Genomic DNA, 21460 nt, shown 5'->3' on the forward strand with positions numbered 1-21460 from the left:
AATAACCTGCAAACACAGAAGCCGAATGTACGAACGCAGTTATGACCGTCATTCAACGAACTTATCTTGCACATAAGCGGGAATTCATGTACGGATATAGAGCTGCAACCTACCGTCGATGCCAGAGTAATTTTTGTCTTGCAAACGGGATGCGTTCATATAGATGTAATGAACGGTGTGCCATTTGGTGTAGTCGCCGGCTTCTGAAAGTGACATCAGAAGCCGGCGGCACTGGTATTATTTGTCCAAAACCGAACTATTTAATACATGACCAGATTTTTATGTTCTTCAATGCCGGAGGGGAGCCCAGCATTGTATTGTTTTTGCCAGGAAAGGCAATGGCTGCGTCAGCTTATCCACTTTGGTGGGGGAGGAGAATATGACAATACTCTCGCAATAAGTTCGTCGGGATCATCTGACACAACAAGCATATCAGAATAGTTTTTTTTCATGAATCCATCATCGATCATGCGTTCAAAAAAGGCAAACAGAGGATTAAAGTACCCATTTACGTTGTAGAAGGCACAGGCCTTATTATGCAGACCAAGTTGAGCCCAGGTCCAAGCCTCAAATATCTCCTCCAGAGTGCCAGCACCACCGGGAATAGCAATAAAGAGATCTGCATTTTCAGCCATGACTGACTTGCGCTCATGCATATCCTTCACTATTTTCAGCTCATCAACACCGCTATGTGCCAGTTCATGACTGACCAGAGACTGTGGCATAACACCGATGACGTGAATACCTGATGAGATGGCTGCGTCGGCCAGCGTTCCCATCAGGCCGACACGACCACCTCCGTAAACCAGATTGACGTCCCTTTTTGCCATTGCCTGAACCAAGCGCTCAGTTTCTTTGATAAAAGAGGGATCAGTTCCGTGAGCCGATCCGCAGAAAACAGCTGCCCTCATAAGTAGTTTATCCTTTCATAAAAAGCAGAACAAAATTTAAATTTTCCGTGCCTTCAGTGACCACGTCGCTGCGCTGGATGTTCCCTGTAACAGTAAGGCTCATTTGCCGCCCAGACTAACACAGAGCGCCCCTGCCAGTACCAATACAACTCCTAACAGTTTCAAGGGGATTATATCTCGCGCAGGCAATCCCAATAGGCCGAATTTATCCATCAGTAATGACATCATTATCTGCCCAAAAATAACCAGCGAAATCATCGCGGCAACCCCCAGACGAGGCGCTAGTAACGTTGTGCCAAAAACGAAAAAGGCCCCCAGTGCCCCCCCTGATAATAGCCAGGGATTAACATGACGCAACTGAATTAACTGAGTAAAACGTTCACCTGACAGAGCACACAGGATAGATAGGCACAGCACGCCCACAATAAATGAAACTAGTGAGGCAAGAAGAGTGCTTCCACCCAATAGTGATTTAAGCTGATTATTTACGGCAGACTGAGTTGCGATGGCTACCCCTATGCTCACAGCTATAAAATAGTAAATTAAACTCATAAAAATCCCTAAATTAATAGAATATCATAATGAGTTAATCAGCGCTCCCGCAGTTTATCCAGAGACACCCGAACATCGGGCAGAAGAGGGTTAAACAGGTGCTTCGTTGTTTTAAAGGGTAGCAATAAGCTGCTCTGTATCTCGGATCTGAGCTGACTCACTGGGTAAGGTTTACCACTATCCCACCTAAGCACGCTTACCCGAGGGTCGTCATAACGTAGTCTGATCACGGGAAGATATCGTAATCCCAGATGGCGAGCTACGTTTAGCCTATGATTACCATCCATAATCCAACCTGACTCCCACTCAGCAGGAATAACCGTCGTCCATATTCCTTCAGAAAGAATATCCTCAGACAAGGAGCTGACCGTCTCGTTGTTGACCTCTTCTGATTGGCGGAGGGAGGAAATCTTCTCTAAACGTACAACGTAGTTTTCTAATGATCCTCTTACGTTCTGCACAGACATTTCATTACTCCACGCCAAATTTCTCGAGATAATTTTCTATTTCCACCACCTTATCCTGCGCAGCCGGAGAGCTTCTCAGGCACGAAATAATATGACCTACGGTCGTTATTGAATATATATCAATATCCAGCCGCGACGCAGCACTCTGCAGCGCTGAATGAGTGCCATCTGCTCCCCGCTCCTGCCGATCCAGAGCAACCAGATAGGCTACAGGGAGGCCACTTTCGGCACGAATCAGCTTAATGGTATCGTCAATGGTCATACCTGAAGTAATGACATCGTCAACAGTCAGTACCCTTTTTTGTTGTAAAGTTGCTCCGACCATTATTCCTCCGTCGCCATAGTTCTTTATCTCTTTGCGGTTAAATGAGTAATTAACCTCGGTATGGAAATCCCGCTGCAGGGAAAGAGCAATTGCTACTCCTAGAGGAATACCTTTATAAGCCGGCCCAAAAATTACGTCAGGGGATAAGTTATTTTCTGAAATAAACCGTGCATAAAACCAGGCCGCTTTGTTGAGAAGACGTGCATTGGATAGTTTTCCGAAGTTAAAAAAATATGGGCTGTGCCTGCCGGATTTTAGCCTGAAATTTCCGAACTCGACGACGTTGCTATCGATTAAGAAGCTCGCAAATTCATTCTGTGCGTCTGACATAATATGATCCTCTGGCCTGATCTATAGTGTTGAATCCATCCTGCTGCATGCAGGATTTTATTTGCTTAAGCATGGTCGGTAATATGGATGGTCCTTCGTATATGAAGGACGTATATATCTGGCAAAGCGTTGCCCCCATACAAATCCGCAGATATGCTTCCTCTCCACTGTTAATGCCTCCAGATGCTATAATAGGTTTACTGTGACCTACGATAGTAAACGCCCTTTTCAGCATTTCACGGGACTTTTGTTGCAGTGGCTTCCCGGATAAACCACCTGTTTCCATACGTGAAGGCAGGCGGGAGAGGTTATCCCTACCTGTTGTTGTGTTGCTGACGATAATCCCATCCACCAAAGAGTCTGCTAAATAGGACAGCAGTTCTGCTTCTGCACCCAACTCCATATCAGGGGACAGTTTGATTAAAATTGGACAACTAGGTTTCCTTTCCCGTCTTAAGGTATTCAGTCTTCTGAGCAACGGATCTACCGTGTCAATTTGCTGAAGATCTCTCAGTCCCGGAGTGTTGGGAGAAGAGAGATTAATGGTAAGATAATCAGCAAAGGAGATGAGTTTTTCGGCTCCGCTGATGAAATCATCCATATAATCCGTAGATGTCTTATTTTTTCCCAGATTAATCCCCAGCGTAATGTCACCTTTATTGCTGGCGAGGCGCTGCTTCACATAATCCATTCCTTTAGAGTTAAACCCATAGCGATTAATGATGGCTCCGTCATCTTTCAGGCGAAACAACCGTGGGCGAGAGTTTCCCGGCTGAGGCTCAGGCGTTACGGAACCGACCTCAACGAAGCTGAAGCCAAGGCGGCCAAGAGCATGATAAGCCTCGGCGTCTTTGTCAAATCCTGCTCCGATCCCCACGGGATGGGAAAAGCTTTTGCCCCATACCTTCTGGGAAAGTCCGTCAGGGACGCAAACTGCCTGAACTGGCGCAAACCAGCGCAGACCGAGGATTGCAAGATGATGTGCTGTTTCAGGATCGAGCTGCAGTAGCACTTTACGGCTAAACTCGGAAATCATTTTAACTCTACCAGGTTTTCTTGAAACGCCTTCAGACTGAAGGACAATTGCTGTCTTAATTGCTCGCGCGATAACAACTGCACCTTTTTCTCCGTCAGCCAGTCATCATCATAAAACTGTTCCAGATAGTTGATACCTGAGTCCGGTGCGATCGCCATAACGGACTGAATATCGTCGAGCTGCAGCGCCATTAATGCGCTGAAAATGACCACACCGGAGGAGCCTCCCAGCAGCAGACCGGTATCACGGGCAAGCAGGCGGCATAAAGAAATGGCATTCAGATCGGTGACACTGTTGAGAAAATCAAACGCCTCCAGATCCGTATTCTTCGCCCGCCAGCTCAGCCCCAGACCATTAAGCAGGTATGGGTGAAAAGGAGTGCCAAAAATAGCCGATCCCTCGACATCGCAGGCCATACATCTTATTTCTGGCCGTTCTGCCCTTATGTGCCCTTATGCCCTTGCTTATGCCTCCAAAATGGCCGCCTGTACTTACCGAGCCGATGATCATGTCAACTGGGAGATTGAGGAACTCTTTCGCTGTTATCGATTCGTGATAGCGGGGATTATCAGGGTTGTCATACTGATTGGTCCAGTACGCTCCCGGATACACTTTAAGAAGCTCCTTAACTCTTTCAATGCGTGCAGTCTGGTATCCACCGGACGCATCTGGGGTATCCACGACCTCCACTTCGGCGCCAAAAGCTTTAAACCAGTTAAGAGAATTTCTGCTGACTTTTGGATCCACCACGACTATAAGGTGAAAGCCCATGCTGGCGCTGAGCATAGCCAAAGACTTACCGAGGTTACCTGATGTTGACTCGATAACCGTTCCTCCCGGCCTCAGCTTTTTGCTTTCAAAGGCTTTCTGGATGAGCCCCAGCGCGGTGCGATCTTTGATACTGAAATTGGGATTAAACTGCTCAAGCTTTATAAACAGCTTCTTGTTATCAGGCACAAACGGGTGTTCAAGAGAATACACCGGCGTATTACCGATTAACTCGCTGACGGCAGAGACTATGTTCATATTCATTCCTTTACAGAATTTGTAATTCTGGGACGGGGTGAGCAGTTAAAAACCGGTTGCCAGAAGCCCCAACGAAGAGAGGGTCTTCGATGTGCAGCGCACCAATTCCAAACTCGTAATAGGGAGTTTCAACAGATAAAACCATGCCTTCTTCGATAATGTTTTCGTCTGAAGGGCTCAGTATAGGAAGTTCATAAGGTTCCAGGCCTATCGCGTGTCCTACGTGATGGCGGCGATACTCAGGAAAACCAGAACGGTGTACCGTATCCATGACATGAGCAAATACCTGCTTACCGGTAAGTCCAGGCCGGATAAAAGAGAATGCTTCCAGCATGCCATTTCGGAGCGCCTGATAGCGTTTCAGTATGGAAGGGCTAACTTTTTCAACGGCGTATACTCTTGCAATATCGGACCAGAATCCCTGATAAACAGCGTCAGAATCGAACCAAAGCATGTCGCCCGGCTCAAGGAGTATGCTGGCATCCTGCCGTCTCTGCCCACCTACCGCCGCACGACCGGCTTTAATCATGGTCAACACAGGATAAGCCCCCTGTCTGACCAACGCCTGGTTAAATCGACTGGAGATGTCCGCCTCGCTCGTTCCCGATATGACCCCTTTTATGGCCTCATGAATCGCGGCCTCGTTGATACGCGCAGACTGCATAAGCATATCCACTTCAGCGTCCGTTTTATAACGTCTGGAGTGACGGATAGCTGAAGAAGTGCTAACCCATACCGAATCAGGTAAAGCCTGCTGCAGATCACGCAGCGTTTGAGCAAGCATACCATCTTCATCGTATCCGATGCGTCGAATAGGGCTTTCCCGTCCAAGCTTTCTGATAAGTAATGCTAGTGCTTCTGATGGCGAACTTCTGGAGTACTCGATTCTGCTGTACTCTTGCAGCCTGAGTTCTTCCCGTGTCAGATCAGCGGTTCCGCCGTATTCACGATAAAATTTACCGTAAGTCTCAATATGCCGGACGGGGACATCCGCATCCAGAATCTGGTCAATTTCGCCTATGGGATGTACTACACTGACGGTACAGGGATCCTCGCGGTGCAGCAGAACATAAGATTGCCCATGATAGGGATTGAGCGTTTTCACAACAGGAGAGAATCCTGTAAAATACAGGCAATTCTCTCTGGTTGAACCGATTATTAAATCAAGATCTTCTCGCTCGAATAATAATTTAATCTGATTAATATTGTAAGCCATTTTCGATAGCCATGAGTGTTTTTATAACGGCAGGCGCCATATATTCTTTATCAGAAAGATTGAACCAACTTATCTCGCTGATTTCGTTTCCTGGTATGCAGGATGGCAACTTATCTAGGGTATGGATATAAAGGCGAACTTCATCACAACCGTCATGACTAGACCCCGTAACTTCCATCAGAAAATGAACATTCTCAGGATCAACTAGAATATTTATTTCTTCGGAGAGTTCACGCACTAGTGCCTCGATCGGGCTTTCATTCACCTCTATTTTCCCTCCGGGAAAATACCATAGTTTATTATCTCTTACTCGGACGAGTAATACTTTTCCATCCTCAATATATGCTAGGCTCGCACAATGAATCACGATAGATCCTTTTAATATTATTCAAATGCTGAAATATTCCGTCTTTTGGATAGGTTGCATAATGCATAGCTGCAATACGGATGGGATCACCGGCATGATACTTTTCATAAACCATCTGTCTTTGTCCGAAACCATCCCCACTCAAATCCCACGCTAGATTTAAAAGGAAACATCTGTCACTGGCATTCAGCGACGTTGTCCGGAGTGATTCCCTGATTACAGGGGCATTTTCATTACTAAAATCCCCCTGATGTGGTACTGCCAGCATCGATCCTGCAGAAAGCGATTGAATTATATTTACCATGCGCTGATACCATTTAGGAAAATGGTACCGGACAGCCTGAATTGCATGAATGCTGGGATTAAGAAGGTCATTCTCATAAATCGCGTCCTGCTCTGCCAAGAGTATGGCACCCCGGACTAGTTCAAGGCAGGAAGTCATCTCGCCCAGCTGTTCCCTGACGTTCAGGAAACCGGTGAGCCCCATTTTTTCGGCCAGCTCAATGGCTACTCCGGTAAGCAGCTCAGCTTTCGACAGCCCGCGGACGATCCCCTGATGCCCGTTGTGATTGCGAATGCGCGTCTTGTCATAAAAGGCATTGGATTTTTCAACATCCCGAAATACAAACACGTCACTCCAGGGAATAAATACGTCATCAAATACCATATAAGCATCTGATTCATCGAACAAGTTAGCAACAGGATGATCGAAAAGGCTGTAGTCGGCGTGCTGAAGCGATTTACGGCATATGAGTTTTACCCCCGCTGCCGTAACCGGTACCGCAAAGGCGATGGCATAGTCCTCATCGCCGGGCACTAAACCCGGCATATTGAAGACCAGCAGCTCATCTGCAATGGGTGCCAGTGTGACAATCATTTTGGCGCCGGAAACTATGATTCCTTTTTCATCTGATGAAACGACACGTACGCCACAGTAACTGTTTTCCTGTGAACCTAGTGAAATCCCCCGATCAATCTGAGGATTGACCGCACCATGGCCGATAAAAAGATGGTTACGGCGGCATTTTTCATAATACCTCACCGCATTATCTGAAAAATCAGCGAACTGACCCGAGCCCAGAACATGCGCATTTCTGGCCATTGCTGCAAGAGCACAGTTGATAAAGTCAGGTGTCCGTCCAAGCATGCCAAAGGACAGATCGGCTACAGCCTTGTAGCTTTCCCTTTTCCGTTTTAGATCCTCATGATTACTTGGTGCGAGGGTGCTTATGTGGTACGCCACACCATTTTCCTGGTAGGTAAAAATATCCGGCTGAGATTCCTGAAGATGGTAATATTGCGCAATACTATTAATTGCCCCTTGAAAAGAAGTTTCGTTAGAAACGTCCGTTACCAGCCTGGAGTCGATATAAACCTGTCGCGGTACTTTAAGTCTGCGAAGGTAATTTTCTTTCAACATATATCAGTCCTGTCAATGATTATCTGAGATTATTCTTTTTTTTATAAACGCCGTGACGACCAAGTTCATCTTTAAGCAGTTGAAAGAAGCTATTTCCACTGCCTATATAAAAGTTTGATTTGGAAAAATGTGATTTTTGAATATGCTGAAACATTCTATTAATAAAAGACATGTTACGACGGGAATAATCTTCTTCAAGAGATATAAAGCGAAACTCAGTGTTTGCTTGGCTCAACTTATTGATATATGGCATGTCAAAACATGTATGATCAGTCTCATTTATCCATATTAATAATGTTGGTTGCTCACTGTGATTATCCGCAATATATTCAGCAATACTCCTTACATAACTATAACTCGAATCGCAGGCAATAAGGACATTACCATAGTCCGACTGGCGCCAGTATGCCTGACCACAGGGCTGTGAAATGAATATCTCTTTGCCGGACAGGATATCCAGAATAATTCTGTGCGATGCTGATAAAAATTCGTTAAATTTGACTAGAAGCTCAACTATAGAGGGAGAATTGTGGAAAGCAGATCTGCTCCGGGATAAAATCGAAAAGTACCGTTCTAGTCCACTGCTGCTCCTTATCTTGACGTATTGCCCGGGTCGATGAGTAAAACCGAGAACGGTAATTCTTACAATATAAGTATGATTATTTATTTCTTTAGCTTCAGCACTTAGAGCCTTTGTCATGACGTACTGACCATTGCCAGTCACATTATTTGCTTTACATTCCATTAACCATAAATCCAAAATATCTACATAATCATTATCTTTTATATAATCATAAACATTATTAATCAGTTCAAGTAAACTTCTTAAAATTGTGATAATTATCACATTATAAAGGGATTGCAAGCCGGACAATGGCATTAGGTTAAATCCTGAGCGGAACATTAAAAGAATTAGTCATGATACCAATAGTTAGATGGCTTTGAGAAAGTAGTATGCCGTTTCAATGAATGTTCTTATCACTTTGTCGTGCATTTTTTCCGATTTGGAATAGCCTATCGTTTTTCTATTTAACCTTTTTAAACAGGTGAGAAGTGTCAGGTTGATTCTTTTTATGCATTGGGTACGATAATTTCGGTCACGTATTCAATCCGTTGATTTGTGTTAAACATAGTATTCACGTTCAATGAACGTCCCGATGACTTTATCATGCATTTCCGGTGACTTAGAATAACCCAACGTTTTACGATTGAGTCGCTTAAGTCGGTTGCGCAACGTCAAATTCTCCCGCTCAATACGTTGAGTGAAGGTTTTTCCGACAACATGCTGGTTTTTGGGTAATAAACTGTAAGCTTTGAAATTATCTGTACACCAGAAGACAACATTAAACGAAGCCAGTTTTTTGAGGAGTTTCTTGAGTGTTTTTTTGCTTCTTGCTCCGAATGTATGGGCAATGATACGTTTTAATCGAGGTTCCCAAAGCATACCATAACCAACGTTGGCACTTTTTATTCCCGACAAATGACCACACCTCATCAACTTCACAAATGAGCTGAACGTTGACATTATCCAGTGGGAGCGTTGTTACGCATCGTGGTTGGAGTTTTTTAAAGTGCGAACAACAGCATTGATACTGATATGTAATGCACGGGCCGTATTACGGATACCCGCATTATTCATGGCAAGGTCAACAACTTGTTCTTTTATACCCGCTTGGCACGCGCGATAGGCGTAATCCAGTTGGAAGGTTCGCTGGCAGGAAAAACAGCGATAGCGTTGGTGTCCTGCCTCACCTTTGCCATGCTTTTTGACGTATTCAGTTTGCTGACAAAATCGACATTTTACTTCAACAGTCGCCATGTGACTTCTCCGAAAAAATGACGATTATACACAACCATCAACAGGTTGAATACGTGACCCACAGTTTGACCGCGCCTGACACAATCGCTATTATCTTGCTGTTATCTCATGATCCCTCACGCCTGCAAGGATCAGCGTAAAGCGGCGAAACAAAACTCCCGTAGCCTGAGAGGGAGTGCATGCAATGCGGTACATCTGCGCACTTTTGGAAGCAGATATCCTCGGACACCTAACCCTCCGTCTGGGGATGAAAGTCTCCCGGTGGTATTCATCATCGGCTATTCACATACATAACCGAGCAGAACATACTCTGCCTTACGTTAATCGATACCGTTTTAACCGGTACAACATTCACCTGCATTTTGCATTTATCACGAAAAACGTCCCGAAAACGGCGCGGCGTCACTTGTGTTAAAGCGCAGCGTTTACCAAGTGACGCCGCAAAGCGGCCAACGTCCAGAGCACGTAGAGCCTGACTTTACGGCCGATTTGAACCCCGCATTACTCAGTGAAACCACGCAAAACAGACCATTAACCGCCATTTTGTTTGATTGATAAACGATCGCCTTATCGGATTTTCAACCCATTGCCTGATTGCAGGCTGATGCAGTAAAAATGAAGGAGAAATTCATCACGTCAAGATAATGAGGCGTTCATCCTGAGCTGATCAGGCCCTGAACGGGGAGCATGTCATCGCTGTGCTGAGCACGTCGCGAGCTCCTGCAATAACTCAACACAATCCCGCCCTGCTACACATTGTCTGACGCACCACGGAACGGTGAACCTGAACCGACACGCAGGGAATTGTTTTAAAAACGACTCAAAAAATGAATAAAACACAAGTAAAGCAGCAGGAGAGGCGAGAATGGCGCAGGGATCGACACGTTCAAAGGTTGAGCAGTTCAGAAAAGCCTTTATTACTCATGCCCGACAGGCGGGCGGAAGTTTTGTGACAGTGGCTGATCGTGAGCGGATTGCCCGGTATTTCCTTGATTATTTAAAAAACAATGGCATCAAACTCCGGCAAATGGATAGCCTGAAGGTGAAATATATTGAGCGCTACATCGCTGAACGAAAAGCTCACCATATTAATCACCGGACATTGCAAAATGAAATGCCGGTGCTGCGGGCCATTTTAGCGCGGGCGGGAAAGCACAAGCTGGCTGATCCCGATAATGCCCGCCTGAGTAACCGGGCATTGGGTATCGCTGAGACGAGCCGCAAGGGAACGAAAACGGCGTTGACACCGGCCGCGTTCCGGGAAATTTTTCAGCAGGTGGAACAAAAAGACCGGCGCGTGGCAGCGGTGATGCAACTGGCTTATGTACTGGGGCTGCGCACCAAAGAAGCGATTGAAGCCTATAAATCGTTAGCGACCTGGAAAAAAGCGCTGGAAAACGGGCATACCTCTGTGCGGGTGGTGTTCGGCACCAAAGGCGGACGTCCAAGACAAACTATCATACTGGATCGGGAAGCCCTGCAACACGCGATTGCTTATGCGGAACGCGAGCAGGCCGGGCGTAGCGGCAAATTGATTGATAAGCCTACTATCACCCAGGCCATAGATCGCTATCGGTATATTGTCAGAAGGGCAGGATTGAGCGGCAAGAAAGCCCCACACAGTATGCGCTACCATTTTGCCCAGCAATCTGGTGAACATTATACCGCGCAGGGTTTCAGCGAGCAGGAAGCACAGGCCCTGGTCTCGATGGATTTGGGGCATGGCGATGGGCGCGGGCGCTATATCCGGCAGGTGTATTACCGGAATATTGAGGGTGAATAAAAGTGTACTGATTTATACACGACCTGACTTTATGGTCGGTGCAATACAACTGAATCTTACATTTGGCTAACCATTCATCATCTATCTCTAACTTATTTTTGTCCAGAAGTGAGTTAGAGCAAGTTGCCTGATTTGGTCACACCATAAAATTAGAACGGGTAGATTGCATTCGAATCAATTCAAATAATGCCATCGTGCTTCTGACATTATTTTCTGTCCCGGAAAATGAATTACGCATTGACCTTATGACTTCCGTTTATTAGCGTGATAAGGCTTACATATGATCCGGTCGCTTGTGAGGATCACCTTCGGGCAGCGACACCCACACTCCCGTAGCCTGCAAGGGAGTACACACTGTGTGGTACATCTGCCCACCTTTGGAAGCAGATATCATCTTTGTTGATGATGAAGGTTATTTAATCCACGCTGGCAACCCAGCCAGTCAACCCGGACGGGGAACATGCTTCCCGTCGGGCAAGGTGTTCTCCGTTATTTTAAAGGAGTCCACCATGCAACAAAACGAAACCAGGACAACGGTGCCTGCTGTACCGGCGTCTGAATTGTCCCCTTTTGCGGACGTCTTTCCGCGAAGTAGCCCACTGGAATTGAGGCTGCTGGAACACTCGGTCATTAAAGCGGCGGTTACGCTGTGTGAGGATTACCGGTGTGATACCTGGCAGTGCCGGAAAGTGTCCGACAAAATTGCCTATGCCGTGCCGACCCGTGCTGACACGTATGGGGTCAAAATCGAGACCACTGACTTTAACAGCGAGGTGTCAGCAGATACGTTCGGGCTGATGGTCACCCTGACGGTACTGGGCTATCTGACGGCACTGGTAAAGCAGGATGAAATCGCTGAACGGTTGTGTGATTTGCGGGAATACGCGCTGCAACACCCCCAGGCCCCGTGTATCCGGGCGGCTTTAAGTTTAGCGGGGGCATGGCGATAATTTAATCTACCCTGGCACAATGCCAGTCACCCGACGGGGAATGCCTTTCCCATCGGGCAGGGTGTTCTCCGTCTTTTTTATTTACAGGAGAACATCATGCAAGAAGGTGACCTTATCATGCTGGACAGTCTCGCGCTGTCCGCGGCATTTCCCGGTAAAAAATCGCTGGAGCGGTTGTTTCTGGGGTTTCTGATTGTCAATACCGCTTCAACGTTATGCAAAAATGACCCGTATGAACAATGGACAGGCCGGCAGGTGTCTGAGTCGCTGGCCTATATGGTGCCGACCTCAGCGAAAAACTACCCGGTTTACCTGTCAGACACGCAGTTAACGGTGACACTCTCAGCCGATGCCTTCGGGCTGGCGGTGACGTCAATCGTGCTTGCCCGTATCGCCGCGCTGAATGAGCTGAATGCGGATGCCTGTCGGTTTCGCGAATTGCGGGAATATGCGAAGCAACATCCGGAAAATGGCCTGATAGAATCAGTCATGACATTGAGATTCCACGAGGACTTTATCAGCCCGTCATTAATCGAAAATCAAAATCATCATCATCATTGAGGTTATCGGCCTATGTCGCTGTTAACCCTGCTCTTTTCTTAAGCGCCTGACCAGGGAGCCGAAAACACCTTCCCGGCATCGGGCGGGTGTTTTCTTTATTTGACCTTCCATCAAGGAAATACCGATGAACCCGATTTTTTTACCCGTGCCGGCTGAAACTAACCCGGCCTTACGTGAAGATATTTTTACTGCCCAGGTCACCGGCCTGATGCAACCCCCACAAATGCCCCCGTCTCTGCGGTCGGAAACCCTGACGGTGTGCGAAGCTTCTTCAGTTACGGAAGCGGTACAGCGGCTGAAGGTTATCCATTTACTGGGGGACTGGCCGGTGCCGGAGACTCCATCCGGTCAGGCGGCGTGTGTGTTTTTTCCGCTGACCGTCATGATTTATGACGCCGGGGACAGAAAAGTGCTCGGTGGCCGGTTTTATGACGAGATTGTCTGGGCGCAGCCGGTGACGCTGGCCTCAGCGCGCCTGTCACTGGAAAAGCGACAGCAGCAGTTGTGCCAGTCGGCGGTACTTGAGCAGGGCTGGCAGAATATCCCGGCCGCCCGGGCATTGTGGCATGAGGCGCATTTACTGTCGCTGCATGGGGTTTCACCCCGTTATCACGCGTGCCGTGAAGTGCAGGATATTCTCCGGCACAGCACGACAGTCAGTATTTAACGTGGGAGATATTACTATGGCACCTTTACGTCTAACCGTCTGGCAGGTCATTGCCGGCACGCTGCTGAAACGGCATTTTGGCCTGAACCTGAATGATACGGCCCTGTGTGATGCTGACACGGTGGCTGAACTGATGGCCAGTGGCGTCCAGCCCTTTGAAGCCATCAACGCGTTGGTGGATAAATACGATTTAACCCGGCTGAATGCGCAGAGTATGAGCAGTACACCGTACCTGGGGATTCATGATGAGCTGAGGGCAATTTTCGACTGCGGGATTACCGAAACGCTGCTCAGTCAGGACACCGGGTCACAGCCCGAATAAATCCATTTTTCAATCACCCATCGGGGGAGCGGTGCCCTGATGGCGCGGTTCCTCCGGTTTATGCTGATTCATCCAATGAGGAACCTGACCATGGCAGAATGGTATACTAATCAACTGGACATCACCGGTAAGTCGGTGTGTATTGACGTAATGCAACAATGGGTCTGCGGGGAAGAAACTCCCCGTTACCGTCAGGCAGTGCAGCAAAGCCTGCGGCTGTTTCTGGCGGGTTGTGCGGGGATACTGAAACCGACTAAACCGCAAACCTATGCGCCTTACCCGGCACTGGTGTACGGCACGGCGGCGCCGACGGCACAGAACCTGGCTTTTGAACAATGGCTTAAGTTGTTGCAGGATAATGTGCCGTTAAACAGCGACAACATTAAACGGACAGATAACCTGTACCGCCAGTCCTGTCTCAGCCTGTTGCGTTGGGAAAGCGTACCGGCGCCGGCGCGTGACATTATCACCCGTCTCCTGACCCGCCAGTATACCGACTGGTTTGGCATGGTGGGCTGGTCTGAAACTATCGATATCGGCGCGTGCTGGGATAAACTGAGTGTTTATCCGGGATCGGCGCAGCCCTGCGATATGCTGATGATAATGCCGACCCGCCTTGCCACCGAGATTAACGGCAACAGTGGCTTGCTCAAAGGCATCGCGACTCCGGCGCAGTTTTACGACGCGCAATACGGTATGGAATGGCCGTTGGGGCACCATGTCCGCTGGGAGCGCCGGCATGTCAGCAGCCTGACCGTGCGCTTTGATTCTCCCTGGGCACCCCCGTCGGCCGAACTGATGGGCGAGCTGTCATCGGTGTTTGACTGTGAAATCCGCCACGGGTACAGCGAACCGTCAGGAAGCCTCAAAGGTTACGATTGCTATGACCAGGGCGAGCATGTGGACAGTGGCAACGGGCTGTCAGGACGGGAGAACCGGCCTACGCTTTATCTGGTCAACGATGACAAGCGGGCGGTGAACCTGCCTGTGCCGGCCATTGCCGTTGGGCAGTAACGCGTTATTTAACCCATCATTAATTTATTTTTTATCTTCACTTCAACCGAAAGGGGAAACATTTTCCTTTTTCGGGATGTGTTTTCCTTTTTCTCTTTTTGTTCTTCAGGGAAAACAGGTGATGACATCTCAACCCGATTATCAGAAAGCCTTTATTTCTTTGTTTAACCAGACGGCACGTGACCACCGTCGTTATCAGGTTTTTCAGGATTTTTGCAATTGTGCGATGGCCGCCATTCACAATAAATACCATTATTGTGAGGAGCTGGAGCAGTATTACCTGAAAACCATCAACAAGTACGAACGGGAGGATGTTGACCGGATTGTAGAACTCTTTTCCTGTACCGTGCTGGGGCTGGCGCAGGAACCCGGTGATTTTCTGGGCAGTGTGTTTATGCAGCTGGGATTGGGTGATAAAGACCTCAACCAGTTTTTTACCCCCTGGTGCGTGGCCAGAATGATGGCGGAGATACAGTTGCAGGATGTCGCTGCACGCTTGCAGGAGAAACCCTTTGTCACCCTGTACGAGCCGGCTTGTGGGGCGGGTTGTATGACGCTGGCCGCAGCCGACGTCCTGAGAGCGCAGGGGCATGATCCGTTATGCAGTCTGTGGGTCTCAGCGATTGATATTGATCCGCTGGCCGCGGTGATGGCCTACATCCAGTTTGCCCTGACCGACATTCCGGCCGCCGTCACTATTGGCAATGCCCTGCATGATGGCGGCAGTCAGCGAACCCGCTATACACCGGCACATTATCTGGGTAACTGGTCGAACCGTTTACGGGAGCATCAACAGCCACAGGCAGCCTGAATTTTTTCAGTATCTATTCTATTGTTCTCATGCGCCTTTCGGGGCGCTTTCTTACTTTTAAGTAATATTAATGTATTGATTTATAGTAAAAATTAAGGTGATCCGATAAGTGAATCCATGGATGAATCGGGTCAGTTTAATTTTCATTTCCGCAAAAAGAGTTTTCCCTTGTTTCCGATTGGGATCCACCGACACTGTGCCCAATTTGAACGGAAAGAGGAAAGACCATGTTTGCGCGTTTTAAATCGCATTTTGCCCGCCAGTCTGCCACACTGCAAAAATCCCCCGAGCAACAACCGGCCGCCATTCGTGACAGCCGGGGCTATTTCCGGCCGCAATCGGCTGATGAGTTACTGGCAACGCCCCTGCGCCGCCAGTGTCTTCAGCAATTATGGCAAAACAGTGCCTTGCCGGAAGGGCTGTATCAGCGTTTTTATCTTGCACCGGTGAAGCAATTGCTGGGCAGTGTCCAGCAAATACCCGCCACACCGGAAGGTGACTGGTCAGGGGCTGGGGGATTTGCCGACCTGACGCTGCAATTTACCACCTGTGCCGTGCGGCTGGCGAAGGGGCATCTGTTACCACCGGGGGCGGCACCGGAAACGCAGGCGGCCCAGAGCTTGCTATGGCAGGCGGTGGTGTTCTGGGCGGCGTTGTTTTACCACCTGCCCTTGTTGCGGCAGCTTGAGGGGGAACTGGAGGACGGGCATGTCTGGCAGCCGGGCATCGGTATCCCCGACAAACCGTTTCGTTTCCGTTTTCGCACACCGGAGAACATACCGTCGGTTCCACAAGAAGTGTTGCTGGCTGCCTGTTTGTTACCAGAAAAAGCCATGATGTGGCTGGTTTCCGTGCCAGAAGTCTGGCACTGTCTGATGCAGCACCTCAATGGGCGTCCCTCCACTGTTCCGCTGATTGATGCGTTGCTTCAGGACGCTGCCGGGCAGGTTCATTCCCCTTTGCGGGGGAAACAGGACGTTTCTCCATCTCCGGCGAAGGAGGCGGCGTGCTCTTCCGAATACAATCCGGTACCGGAAACGACACCCACGCCGCCTGTCAGTGAAATCACAACCCCACCGCCATCCGTGTCTGATGATACCCTGACATTATTATCCTTATTTCAGTCACCTGATGGGTCTTCGCCGCAAAATCAGGGAAAAAGTCACCCCCCCGCCTCGAAACTGACCAAACGGTCAAAACGGGAGAAAGAAAGTATTGCCCCTGACAGTCACCTGCATTCATCATTTAAAGATAAATAATTCAAACAGTTATTTTTATTTTATTGCCGCGAATTGTTTTTGGACAGGAAACGGCAGGATGAGCCGAGGAAAAAATAATATGTTGCACACAGCAGAAGCCCACAGTTGGGAAGCGCTATTAGAAGAGTACTTTTTTTCACATATCCTGAGACCGGATACCGAATGGAGTTATCGTAAGGTCACACGGGGTTTTATCCGGTTTATGGGGGAAGCGGCATCACCGGCGCAGATCACTCATCGGGATGTGTTGCGGTGGCGGCGCCATCTTCTGGTGGAAAAAAAGCAGTCGAGCCATACCTGGAACAATAAGGTAGCCCACCTGCGGGCGATTTTTAATTTTGGTATGGCGCAAAAATTGCTGCCCCACACCGACAACCCGTTTAACCACGCGGTGGTTAAAAAAGAGAAGAAAAAGAAGAAGATTTTGAGTCAGTCGCAGATAACCCGTATTAACCTGTTGATGGGGAAGTTTGCGGAAGAAGAAAGAACCGACGTGATGCCACGGGGAGGGCGGTGTGCCCTGTACCCAACCTGGTATTGGTCAACCGTGCTGGCGACATTGCGCTTTACGGGGATGCGCCAGAACCAGTTACTGCACCTGCGGCTGCGGGATATTAACCTGGAAAGCAATTATATTGAACTGGGACTGGAAGGCAGTAAAAACCACAGCGAATGGGAGATACCGATTATTCCGCAACTCAAACCCTGGCTGGCACAACTCGTGGCAAGGGCGATGGCTGCCGGTGCTGAAGGCCACGATCCGATTTTCGATCTCAGCCGGTTAAGCGTGCCGCACCCCAGCCGGCTTTCCCGTTACCAATATGATATCAATCGGGAAAAACAACAGCTCCGTTCTTTCTTTCGTCGGCTGTCCAGGGAGTGTGATTTTGCTGTCTCGCCTCACCGTTTTCGCCATACCGTGGCAACGACGCTGATGAAAGCGCCGGATCGGAACCTGCCGTTGGTGAAAAGATTACTGGGGCATCGTAATGTCGCGACCACGATGGAATACATTGATCTCGATATGGAAGTGACAGGGAAAACACTGGAGCGGGAACTGGGGCTGTATACCGATCGTTCTGATGAGCCTGCCGGTGAGAAGGAATAAAGCGGATTAAAAAAATCAGGGCAGATCGCAGGATGGATTAAGGAGGAGATAGCGTGAGCTGCCCTGCATCAACAGTGATGGGATGGAAAAAAGCGTTCATGCTGATCCGGTATCCCGTCGTGAAGTTTTCACCTGACTTGACATCAGAATCAATTACTGAAATCATTACCTTAAACAAGAAAAGGGCAACTGATAAAACAGCCACCCTGTCATCTTGTCTTAAATGTTCTTATCAACTAAACAGTACAAATTGAACTGATTAGGCTTTAACATTTAATTAACGATTGATTCTTTTTCGCGCTTTTGTCAGGAAATTTAACAACCTAGGACAAACCCGCATGGAAACTTGGTGCCCGGACTCGGAATCGAACCAAGGACACGGGGATTTTCAATCCCCTGCTCTACCGACTGAGCTATCCGGGCTAACGGGGCGCATTAAACCGTATTCAGCCTAATCCGTCAAACACTTTCTACATAAATTTATTTATATGCTTTTAATTCACACAATAAGCTATAAATCTAAACAAAATGGAGAAACAATCGCCTCTCCATTTGTTATTTCCCTACTATCCGCTCATTGATTATCAACTATCTGCGATAACTTTTCTGTGCATTGTTCACTTTCATCAAATAGCGACGTGATTCAGCAGAAGGGTGTTTATTGGTCAGGGTTGAATAAACTTCACCAGGTTCCATTGAGTTGATGATTTGAATCGCTTTCTTTTTATCGATGGCGAATACGCGCAATACACTGCCAGCACCGCCATTGTAAGCTGTGATAACGGAATATCGGCGTGAGGTCGCGTTTTTGATTTCTCCTAAATAGGTATTTTGCAATATCGATAAATAGGCGGTGCCGGCATCGATGTTGTTCTCAGGATCGAAGAGATAATTGCGGCTAGGCTGGCCTGATTTTCCTTGCATCTTGAAAACATCTCGTCCGGCAGTGTGTTGCATTACCTGCATAAGCCCCAAGGCATCAGAGCGGCTGACGGCATAAGGGTTAAAACTGGATTCAGTCTGCATGATGGCAAGGATGAGAGATTCATCAACGCCATATTTTATGGATGCTTTGCGAACGATAGGAAGGTATTTATGGGCACGTTTGTCCAAATGGTTAGGCACCAACTGTATGGTAACTGACCAAATGATGTGTAACCCCGATTGACGTTTTTGCAATTTATTTTGGATCAGATAATTGGCAAAATGACGTGCGCGCCACTCCCAGCGAATGGGTTCACCAGTGTTATCTAAAACCTGCCCATATAGAAAGGGTTCTTTGCTGATCTGAATATCGTTGGCGTCGGAATAAAGATCGATAGTTCCTGGATCATCTCCCATCAGCAAAGTTGTAACGATCGCTTTGCGTAAATGTTCAGCGGGTTCAATGGGGGAAATGGTTTCAATCGTAATGTTTCCCGTCTCAAAATTAATATGGCTGCGGGTCTTATAGTGATCTGTATATTTAACGTAATCTTTTGGGCCTGCGATTAAAACTTCCTGCAAACCCCAAATATTTTCAATATCGTGGGCAAATTGCCCCATCAAAATATCGAATCCATTGGTGTCTTTTATATATTCTTCGTTGTATTCAGCGTCTTTTTTGCTAGAACAGGAAATTAAAAGTGGAGCAAGGAGGATCAGGGCCAGCAGTCTTTTCATTTTACAATGCCGTTGGATATTAATACTGTTGGATATTGAGGTTTCAATCAATGTTTAGAGCCATACAAAATGGCTCTTATTTTGCCAATCTATACTAATCGAATAGTAATATTATTGTTCCGGAGGTGTATAACCGTCGATTTTAATATCATGCCCTTCAAACAGGAATTTCACCATCTCTTGTTCAAGCAGTTTGCGATCTTCTGGATTCATGGTATTGAGTTTTTTTTCATTAATCAGCATGGTTTGTTTACTCATCCACTGTTGCCATGCTTCTTTTGAAATCTCATTGAAAATACGTTTGCCCAATTCCCCTGGATAGAGCTGAAAATCTTGGCCTTCCGCTTCTCGTTGTAAAAAAGTACAAAAAATAGTTCTGCTCATAATTAATCCTCAAAATAGTGGGCAACTTAACCCAATTGTTGCAAAAGGTACTCAACGGGAGCTGCCAATCCAATGGTTGCTGGCTGACGTAAGTTATACCAAAGTCCCTTACTTTCATCCATGCAAGAATCAAAAGTTAAAATATCGATTTTAATAGGAACGATATCTAAATGAAAATGACTGAATGTGTGGCGAAATGCTGTCAGTTGTTCAAGTTTGCTGTGCGAGATACCTGAGTTTTTCAGCCATTGTTCCAGTGATACTTGATCAGCAAATTGGGGGAAAGCAAACAAACCACCCCAAATACCAGAAAGTGGGCGTTGCTCCAGCCAAACCATATCGCCATGTTGCATTAATAAAAAATAGGCTGTTTTTTCAGGAATGCTTTGTTTCGGTTTTTTCCCCGGATAGTTTGCCCAACTGTGATTGGCGTAAGCGATACAACCCGTATTAAGTGGACAAATTTCACATTTTGGTTTGCTGCGGGTACAGACTATCGCACCCAAATCCATCATCGCCTGATTGAAATATTCGACACCTTGCTTGGGAGTTACGCGCGTGCTGATATCCCATAACTGGTTTTCGACTTCTTTTTTCCCCGGCCAGCCATCAACCGCGTAGCAGCGGGCCAAAACACGTTTCACGTTACCATCAAGGATCGGGAAATGCTTGCCTTGGGACAATGAGAGAATGGCTCCGGCAGTTGAACGCCCTACACCAGGCAGTGCAACAACATCGTCAAAGGTGGTCGGAAATTTGCCATTGTGCAATGTCACAATCTGTTGTGCGGCTTTATGTAAATTGCGGGCACGGGCGTAATATCCCAGCCCAGTCCACAAATGGAGAACTTCGTCCAGAGGGGCTGCGGCCAAAGAGGCAACATTGGGAAAACGTGAAATAAATTTTTGGAAATAGGGAATGACCGTCGCAACTTGGGTTTGTTGCAGCATCACCTCTGAAAGCCAGACGTGATAGGATGTTTTTTCTAACTGCCATGGCAGAGTTTTGCGGCCGTAGCGGTGATACCACTCAAGTACCACTTGTGAAAATTGCTCAGCTTCCATCATTAGAATAATTGTCTTTATATTTGGTAATTGTTTCGTGAACGGGATTGCAACATAGTGTAACCTCAGTGTAAACCCGAACTTTGTTTCAAAGTAGTACGCAAACTGTCAACATACTTATCTCACCGTCTATAAAAACCCATTAATCACATTAAAATCAAGTGAATCACGCCATTGTATTCTCTAGCAGTCCAGTATTATCTTTCTAAATCCATGCAATTTATTGCATAGTTTTTTGTATAGAAACCGCCTATAAATTTTTTACACAATATTGGTAGAGAAGCTGACAGGGGATGCAATGTATGAAAAAGAAAATCTTTTTGTTAGCACAAAATAAGTTGTATAGGAGTTTGTGTAGAATCAAAAACAGTAGAAATATTTAATATCAATAGGTTAAGTAAGTAAT

General features: G+C 47.2%; 26 protein-coding genes, 1 tRNA gene and 1 pseudogene. 11 read left to right on the forward strand and 17 right to left on the reverse strand.

The genetic code is table 11. The annotated features are described in order from the left end of the window. Positions 1–84: 84 nt before the first annotated feature. The 13 genes and pseudogenes from WDV75_RS06295 to WDV75_RS06355 form a co-directional block, all read right to left on the reverse strand. Positions 85–216 carry a hypothetical protein gene (locus tag WDV75_RS06295; RefSeq protein ID WP_273572015.1) on the reverse strand — a complete coding sequence of 44 codons (132 nt, stop codon included), beginning with the start codon at positions 214–216 and terminating at the stop codon, positions 85–87. A 131-nt stretch (positions 217–347) separates the two neighbouring features. After that, complete coding sequence (locus WDV75_RS06300; RefSeq protein ID WP_273572013.1) at positions 348–911, reverse strand: TIGR00730 family Rossman fold protein; 564 nt, start codon at positions 909–911, stop codon at positions 348–350. Between the two features lie 99 nt (positions 912–1010). Next, positions 1011–1463 carry a DMT family transporter gene (locus WDV75_RS06305; RefSeq protein WP_273572011.1) on the reverse strand — a complete coding sequence of 151 codons (453 nt, stop codon included), beginning with the start codon at positions 1461–1463 and terminating at the stop codon, positions 1011–1013. Between the two features lie 471 nt (positions 1464–1934). Beyond that, complete coding sequence (pyrE, locus tag WDV75_RS06310; protein ID WP_273572010.1) at positions 1935–2585, reverse strand: orotate phosphoribosyltransferase; 651 nt, start codon at positions 2583–2585, stop codon at positions 1935–1937. Next, positions 2566–3597 (reverse strand): quinone-dependent dihydroorotate dehydrogenase, encoded by a 1032-nt coding sequence (locus tag WDV75_RS06315; RefSeq protein ID WP_338860911.1) that lies wholly within the window; start codon positions 3595–3597, stop codon positions 2566–2568. The genes pyrE and WDV75_RS06315 overlap by 20 nt, the downstream gene beginning before the upstream one ends. A gap of 20 nt (positions 3598–3617) precedes the next feature. Then, entirely contained in the window at positions 3618–4037 is a 420-nt protein-coding gene (locus tag WDV75_RS06320) for a hypothetical protein (RefSeq protein WP_273572005.1), read from the reverse strand. Next, positions 3976–4647 carry a pyridoxal-phosphate dependent enzyme gene (locus WDV75_RS06325; protein WP_273572004.1) on the reverse strand — a complete coding sequence of 224 codons (672 nt, stop codon included), beginning with the start codon at positions 4645–4647 and terminating at the stop codon, positions 3976–3978. The genes WDV75_RS06320 and WDV75_RS06325 overlap by 62 nt, the downstream gene beginning before the upstream one ends. A 10-nt stretch (positions 4648–4657) precedes the next feature. Next, positions 4658–5863, reverse strand: coding sequence for a M24 family metallopeptidase (locus tag WDV75_RS06330; RefSeq protein WP_273572003.1), 1206 nt, complete (start codon positions 5861–5863; stop codon positions 4658–4660). Beyond that, the gene (locus tag WDV75_RS06335) at positions 5847–6230 is read right to left on the reverse strand and encodes an NUDIX hydrolase (RefSeq protein WP_273572002.1); all 384 of its coding nucleotides are present in this window, start codon (positions 6228–6230) and stop codon (positions 5847–5849) included. The genes WDV75_RS06330 and WDV75_RS06335 overlap by 17 nt, the downstream gene beginning before the upstream one ends. Next, a complete protein-coding gene (locus tag WDV75_RS06340) occupies positions 6199–7650 on the reverse strand; it encodes a 4-hydroxyphenylacetate 3-hydroxylase family protein (RefSeq protein ID WP_273572000.1) in 1452 nt (483 codons plus the stop codon). Before WDV75_RS06340 ends, WDV75_RS06335 begins: the two co-directional genes overlap by 32 nt. 19 nt (positions 7651–7669) lie before the next feature. Then, positions 7670–8530, reverse strand: coding sequence for a hypothetical protein (locus WDV75_RS06345; RefSeq protein ID WP_273571998.1), 861 nt, complete (start codon positions 8528–8530; stop codon positions 7670–7672). Between the two features lie 51 nt (positions 8531–8581). After that, positions 8582–8755, reverse strand: coding sequence for an IS1 family transposase (locus WDV75_RS06350; RefSeq protein WP_422399062.1), 174 nt, complete (start codon positions 8753–8755; stop codon positions 8582–8584). An 18-nt stretch (positions 8756–8773) separates the two neighbouring features. Next, positions 8774–9469 (reverse strand): annotated as a pseudogene (locus WDV75_RS06355) (IS1 family transposase). Between the two features lie 184 nt (positions 9470–9653). On the opposite strand from WDV75_RS06355, the gene WDV75_RS06360 reads away from it, so the two are divergent. The 11 genes from WDV75_RS06360 to WDV75_RS06410 all read left to right on the forward strand — a co-directional run bounded on the left by WDV75_RS06360 (position 9654) and on the right by WDV75_RS06410 (position 17944). Continuing rightward, entirely contained in the window at positions 9654–9884 is a 231-nt protein-coding gene (locus WDV75_RS06360) for a hypothetical protein (protein ID WP_273571994.1), read from the forward strand. Then, positions 9878–10024: a hypothetical protein gene (locus WDV75_RS06365; RefSeq protein ID WP_273571435.1), complete on the forward strand. Its 147-nt coding sequence runs from the start codon at positions 9878–9880 to the stop codon at positions 10022–10024. Before WDV75_RS06360 ends, WDV75_RS06365 begins: the two co-directional genes overlap by 7 nt. 310 nt (positions 10025–10334) lie before the next feature. Continuing rightward, positions 10335–11252 carry an integrase domain-containing protein gene (locus WDV75_RS06370; RefSeq protein WP_273571992.1) on the forward strand — a complete coding sequence of 306 codons (918 nt, stop codon included), beginning with the start codon at positions 10335–10337 and terminating at the stop codon, positions 11250–11252. 356 nt (positions 11253–11608) lie between these two features. Continuing rightward, positions 11609–12202 carry an antirestriction protein gene (locus WDV75_RS06375; RefSeq protein ID WP_338860872.1) on the forward strand — a complete coding sequence of 198 codons (594 nt, stop codon included), beginning with the start codon at positions 11609–11611 and terminating at the stop codon, positions 12200–12202. Positions 12203–12298: 96 nt separating this feature from the next. Then, positions 12299–12763 carry an antirestriction protein gene (locus WDV75_RS06380; protein ID WP_273572341.1) on the forward strand — a complete coding sequence of 155 codons (465 nt, stop codon included), beginning with the start codon at positions 12299–12301 and terminating at the stop codon, positions 12761–12763. Between the two features lie 124 nt (positions 12764–12887). Then, positions 12888–13430 (forward strand): hypothetical protein, encoded by a 543-nt coding sequence (locus WDV75_RS06385; protein ID WP_273572340.1) that lies wholly within the window; start codon positions 12888–12890, stop codon positions 13428–13430. A gap of 16 nt (positions 13431–13446) precedes the next feature. Further along, on the forward strand, positions 13447–13752 hold the full coding sequence (locus WDV75_RS06390; RefSeq protein ID WP_273572343.1) for a TA system toxin CbtA family protein: 306 nt from the start codon (positions 13447–13449) through the stop codon (positions 13750–13752). Positions 13753–13842: 90 nt separating this feature from the next. Then, entirely contained in the window at positions 13843–14766 is a 924-nt protein-coding gene (locus WDV75_RS06395) for a DUF1281 domain-containing protein (protein WP_338860919.1), read from the forward strand. Between the two features lie 121 nt (positions 14767–14887). After that, positions 14888–15577, forward strand: coding sequence for an N-6 DNA methylase (locus WDV75_RS06400; protein WP_273572325.1), 690 nt, complete (start codon positions 14888–14890; stop codon positions 15575–15577). A 227-nt stretch (positions 15578–15804) separates the two neighbouring features. After that, complete coding sequence (locus WDV75_RS06405; protein WP_338860921.1) at positions 15805–16836, forward strand: TraI domain-containing protein; 1032 nt, start codon at positions 15805–15807, stop codon at positions 16834–16836. A 79-nt stretch (positions 16837–16915) separates the two neighbouring features. Further along, positions 16916–17944: a site-specific integrase gene (locus tag WDV75_RS06410; RefSeq protein ID WP_338861199.1), complete on the forward strand. Its 1029-nt coding sequence runs from the start codon at positions 16916–16918 to the stop codon at positions 17942–17944. 347 nt (positions 17945–18291) lie between these two features. On the opposite strand, the gene WDV75_RS06415 is transcribed toward WDV75_RS06410, so the two are convergent. The 4 genes from WDV75_RS06415 to mutY all read right to left on the reverse strand — a co-directional run bounded on the left by WDV75_RS06415 (position 18292) and on the right by mutY (position 21057). Then, positions 18292–18367 (reverse strand) — tRNA-Phe (locus WDV75_RS06415). Between the two features lie 165 nt (positions 18368–18532). Beyond that, a complete protein-coding gene (gene mltC, locus WDV75_RS06420) occupies positions 18533–19606 on the reverse strand; it encodes a membrane-bound lytic murein transglycosylase MltC (protein WP_273558860.1) in 1074 nt (357 codons plus the stop codon). Between the two features lie 111 nt (positions 19607–19717). Continuing rightward, on the reverse strand, positions 19718–19990 hold the full coding sequence (locus WDV75_RS06425) for an oxidative damage protection protein (protein WP_047770725.1): 273 nt from the start codon (positions 19988–19990) through the stop codon (positions 19718–19720). Between the two features lie 26 nt (positions 19991–20016). Beyond that, positions 20017–21057 (reverse strand): A/G-specific adenine glycosylase, encoded by a 1041-nt coding sequence (gene mutY, locus WDV75_RS06430; protein WP_273558863.1) that lies wholly within the window; start codon positions 21055–21057, stop codon positions 20017–20019. Positions 21058–21460: the final 403 nt, after the last annotated feature.

The organism is Xenorhabdus griffiniae, from assembly GCF_037265215.1.
GTDB classification, from domain to species: domain Bacteria; phylum Pseudomonadota; class Gammaproteobacteria; order Enterobacterales; family Enterobacteriaceae; genus Xenorhabdus; species Xenorhabdus griffiniae.

What these genes read in the sequence shown, in the direction of transcription:
- WDV75_RS06295 (WP_273572015.1), bottom strand. Translation starts at nt 216, where the DNA reads ATGTCACTTTCAGAAGCCGGCGACTACACCAAATGGCACACCGTTCAT.
- WDV75_RS06300 (WP_273572013.1), bottom strand. Translation starts at nt 911, where the DNA reads ATGAGGGCAGCTGTTTTCTGCGGATCGGCTCACGGAACTGATCCCTCT.
- WDV75_RS06305 (WP_273572011.1), bottom strand. Translation starts at nt 1,463, where the DNA reads ATGAGTTTAATTTACTATTTTATAGCTGTGAGCATAGGGGTAGCCATC.
- pyrE (WP_273572010.1), bottom strand. Translation starts at nt 2,585, where the DNA reads ATGTCAGACGCACAGAATGAATTTGCGAGCTTCTTAATCGATAGCAAC.
- WDV75_RS06320 (WP_273572005.1), bottom strand. Translation starts at nt 4,037, where the DNA reads ATGGCCTGCGATGTCGAGGGATCGGCTATTTTTGGCACTCCTTTTCAC.
- WDV75_RS06325 (WP_273572004.1), bottom strand. Translation starts at nt 4,647, where the DNA reads ATGAACATAGTCTCTGCCGTCAGCGAGTTAATCGGTAATACGCCGGTG.
- WDV75_RS06330 (WP_273572003.1), bottom strand. Translation starts at nt 5,863, where the DNA reads ATGGCTTACAATATTAATCAGATTAAATTATTATTCGAGCGAGAAGAT.
- WDV75_RS06340 (WP_273572000.1), bottom strand. Translation starts at nt 7,650, where the DNA reads ATGTTGAAAGAAAATTACCTTCGCAGACTTAAAGTACCGCGACAGGTT.
- WDV75_RS06345 (WP_273571998.1), bottom strand. Translation starts at nt 8,530, where the DNA reads ATGCCATTGTCCGGCTTGCAATCCCTTTATAATGTGATAATTATCACA.
- WDV75_RS06360 (WP_273571994.1), top strand. Translation starts at nt 9,654, where the DNA reads ATGCGGTACATCTGCGCACTTTTGGAAGCAGATATCCTCGGACACCTA.
- WDV75_RS06370 (WP_273571992.1), top strand. Translation starts at nt 10,335, where the DNA reads ATGGCGCAGGGATCGACACGTTCAAAGGTTGAGCAGTTCAGAAAAGCC.
- WDV75_RS06380 (WP_273572341.1), top strand. Translation starts at nt 12,299, where the DNA reads ATGCAAGAAGGTGACCTTATCATGCTGGACAGTCTCGCGCTGTCCGCG.
- WDV75_RS06385 (WP_273572340.1), top strand. Translation starts at nt 12,888, where the DNA reads ATGAACCCGATTTTTTTACCCGTGCCGGCTGAAACTAACCCGGCCTTA.
- WDV75_RS06390 (WP_273572343.1), top strand. Translation starts at nt 13,447, where the DNA reads ATGGCACCTTTACGTCTAACCGTCTGGCAGGTCATTGCCGGCACGCTG.
- WDV75_RS06395 (WP_338860919.1), top strand. Translation starts at nt 13,843, where the DNA reads ATGGCAGAATGGTATACTAATCAACTGGACATCACCGGTAAGTCGGTG.
- WDV75_RS06400 (WP_273572325.1), top strand. Translation starts at nt 14,888, where the DNA reads ATGACATCTCAACCCGATTATCAGAAAGCCTTTATTTCTTTGTTTAAC.
- WDV75_RS06405 (WP_338860921.1), top strand. Translation starts at nt 15,805, where the DNA reads ATGTTTGCGCGTTTTAAATCGCATTTTGCCCGCCAGTCTGCCACACTG.
- WDV75_RS06410 (WP_338861199.1), top strand. Translation starts at nt 16,916, where the DNA reads ATGTTGCACACAGCAGAAGCCCACAGTTGGGAAGCGCTATTAGAAGAG.
- mltC (WP_273558860.1), bottom strand. Translation starts at nt 19,606, where the DNA reads ATGAAAAGACTGCTGGCCCTGATCCTCCTTGCTCCACTTTTAATTTCC.
- WDV75_RS06425 (WP_047770725.1), bottom strand. Translation starts at nt 19,990, where the DNA reads ATGAGCAGAACTATTTTTTGTACTTTTTTACAACGAGAAGCGGAAGGC.
- mutY (WP_273558863.1), bottom strand. Translation starts at nt 21,057, where the DNA reads ATGATGGAAGCTGAGCAATTTTCACAAGTGGTACTTGAGTGGTATCAC.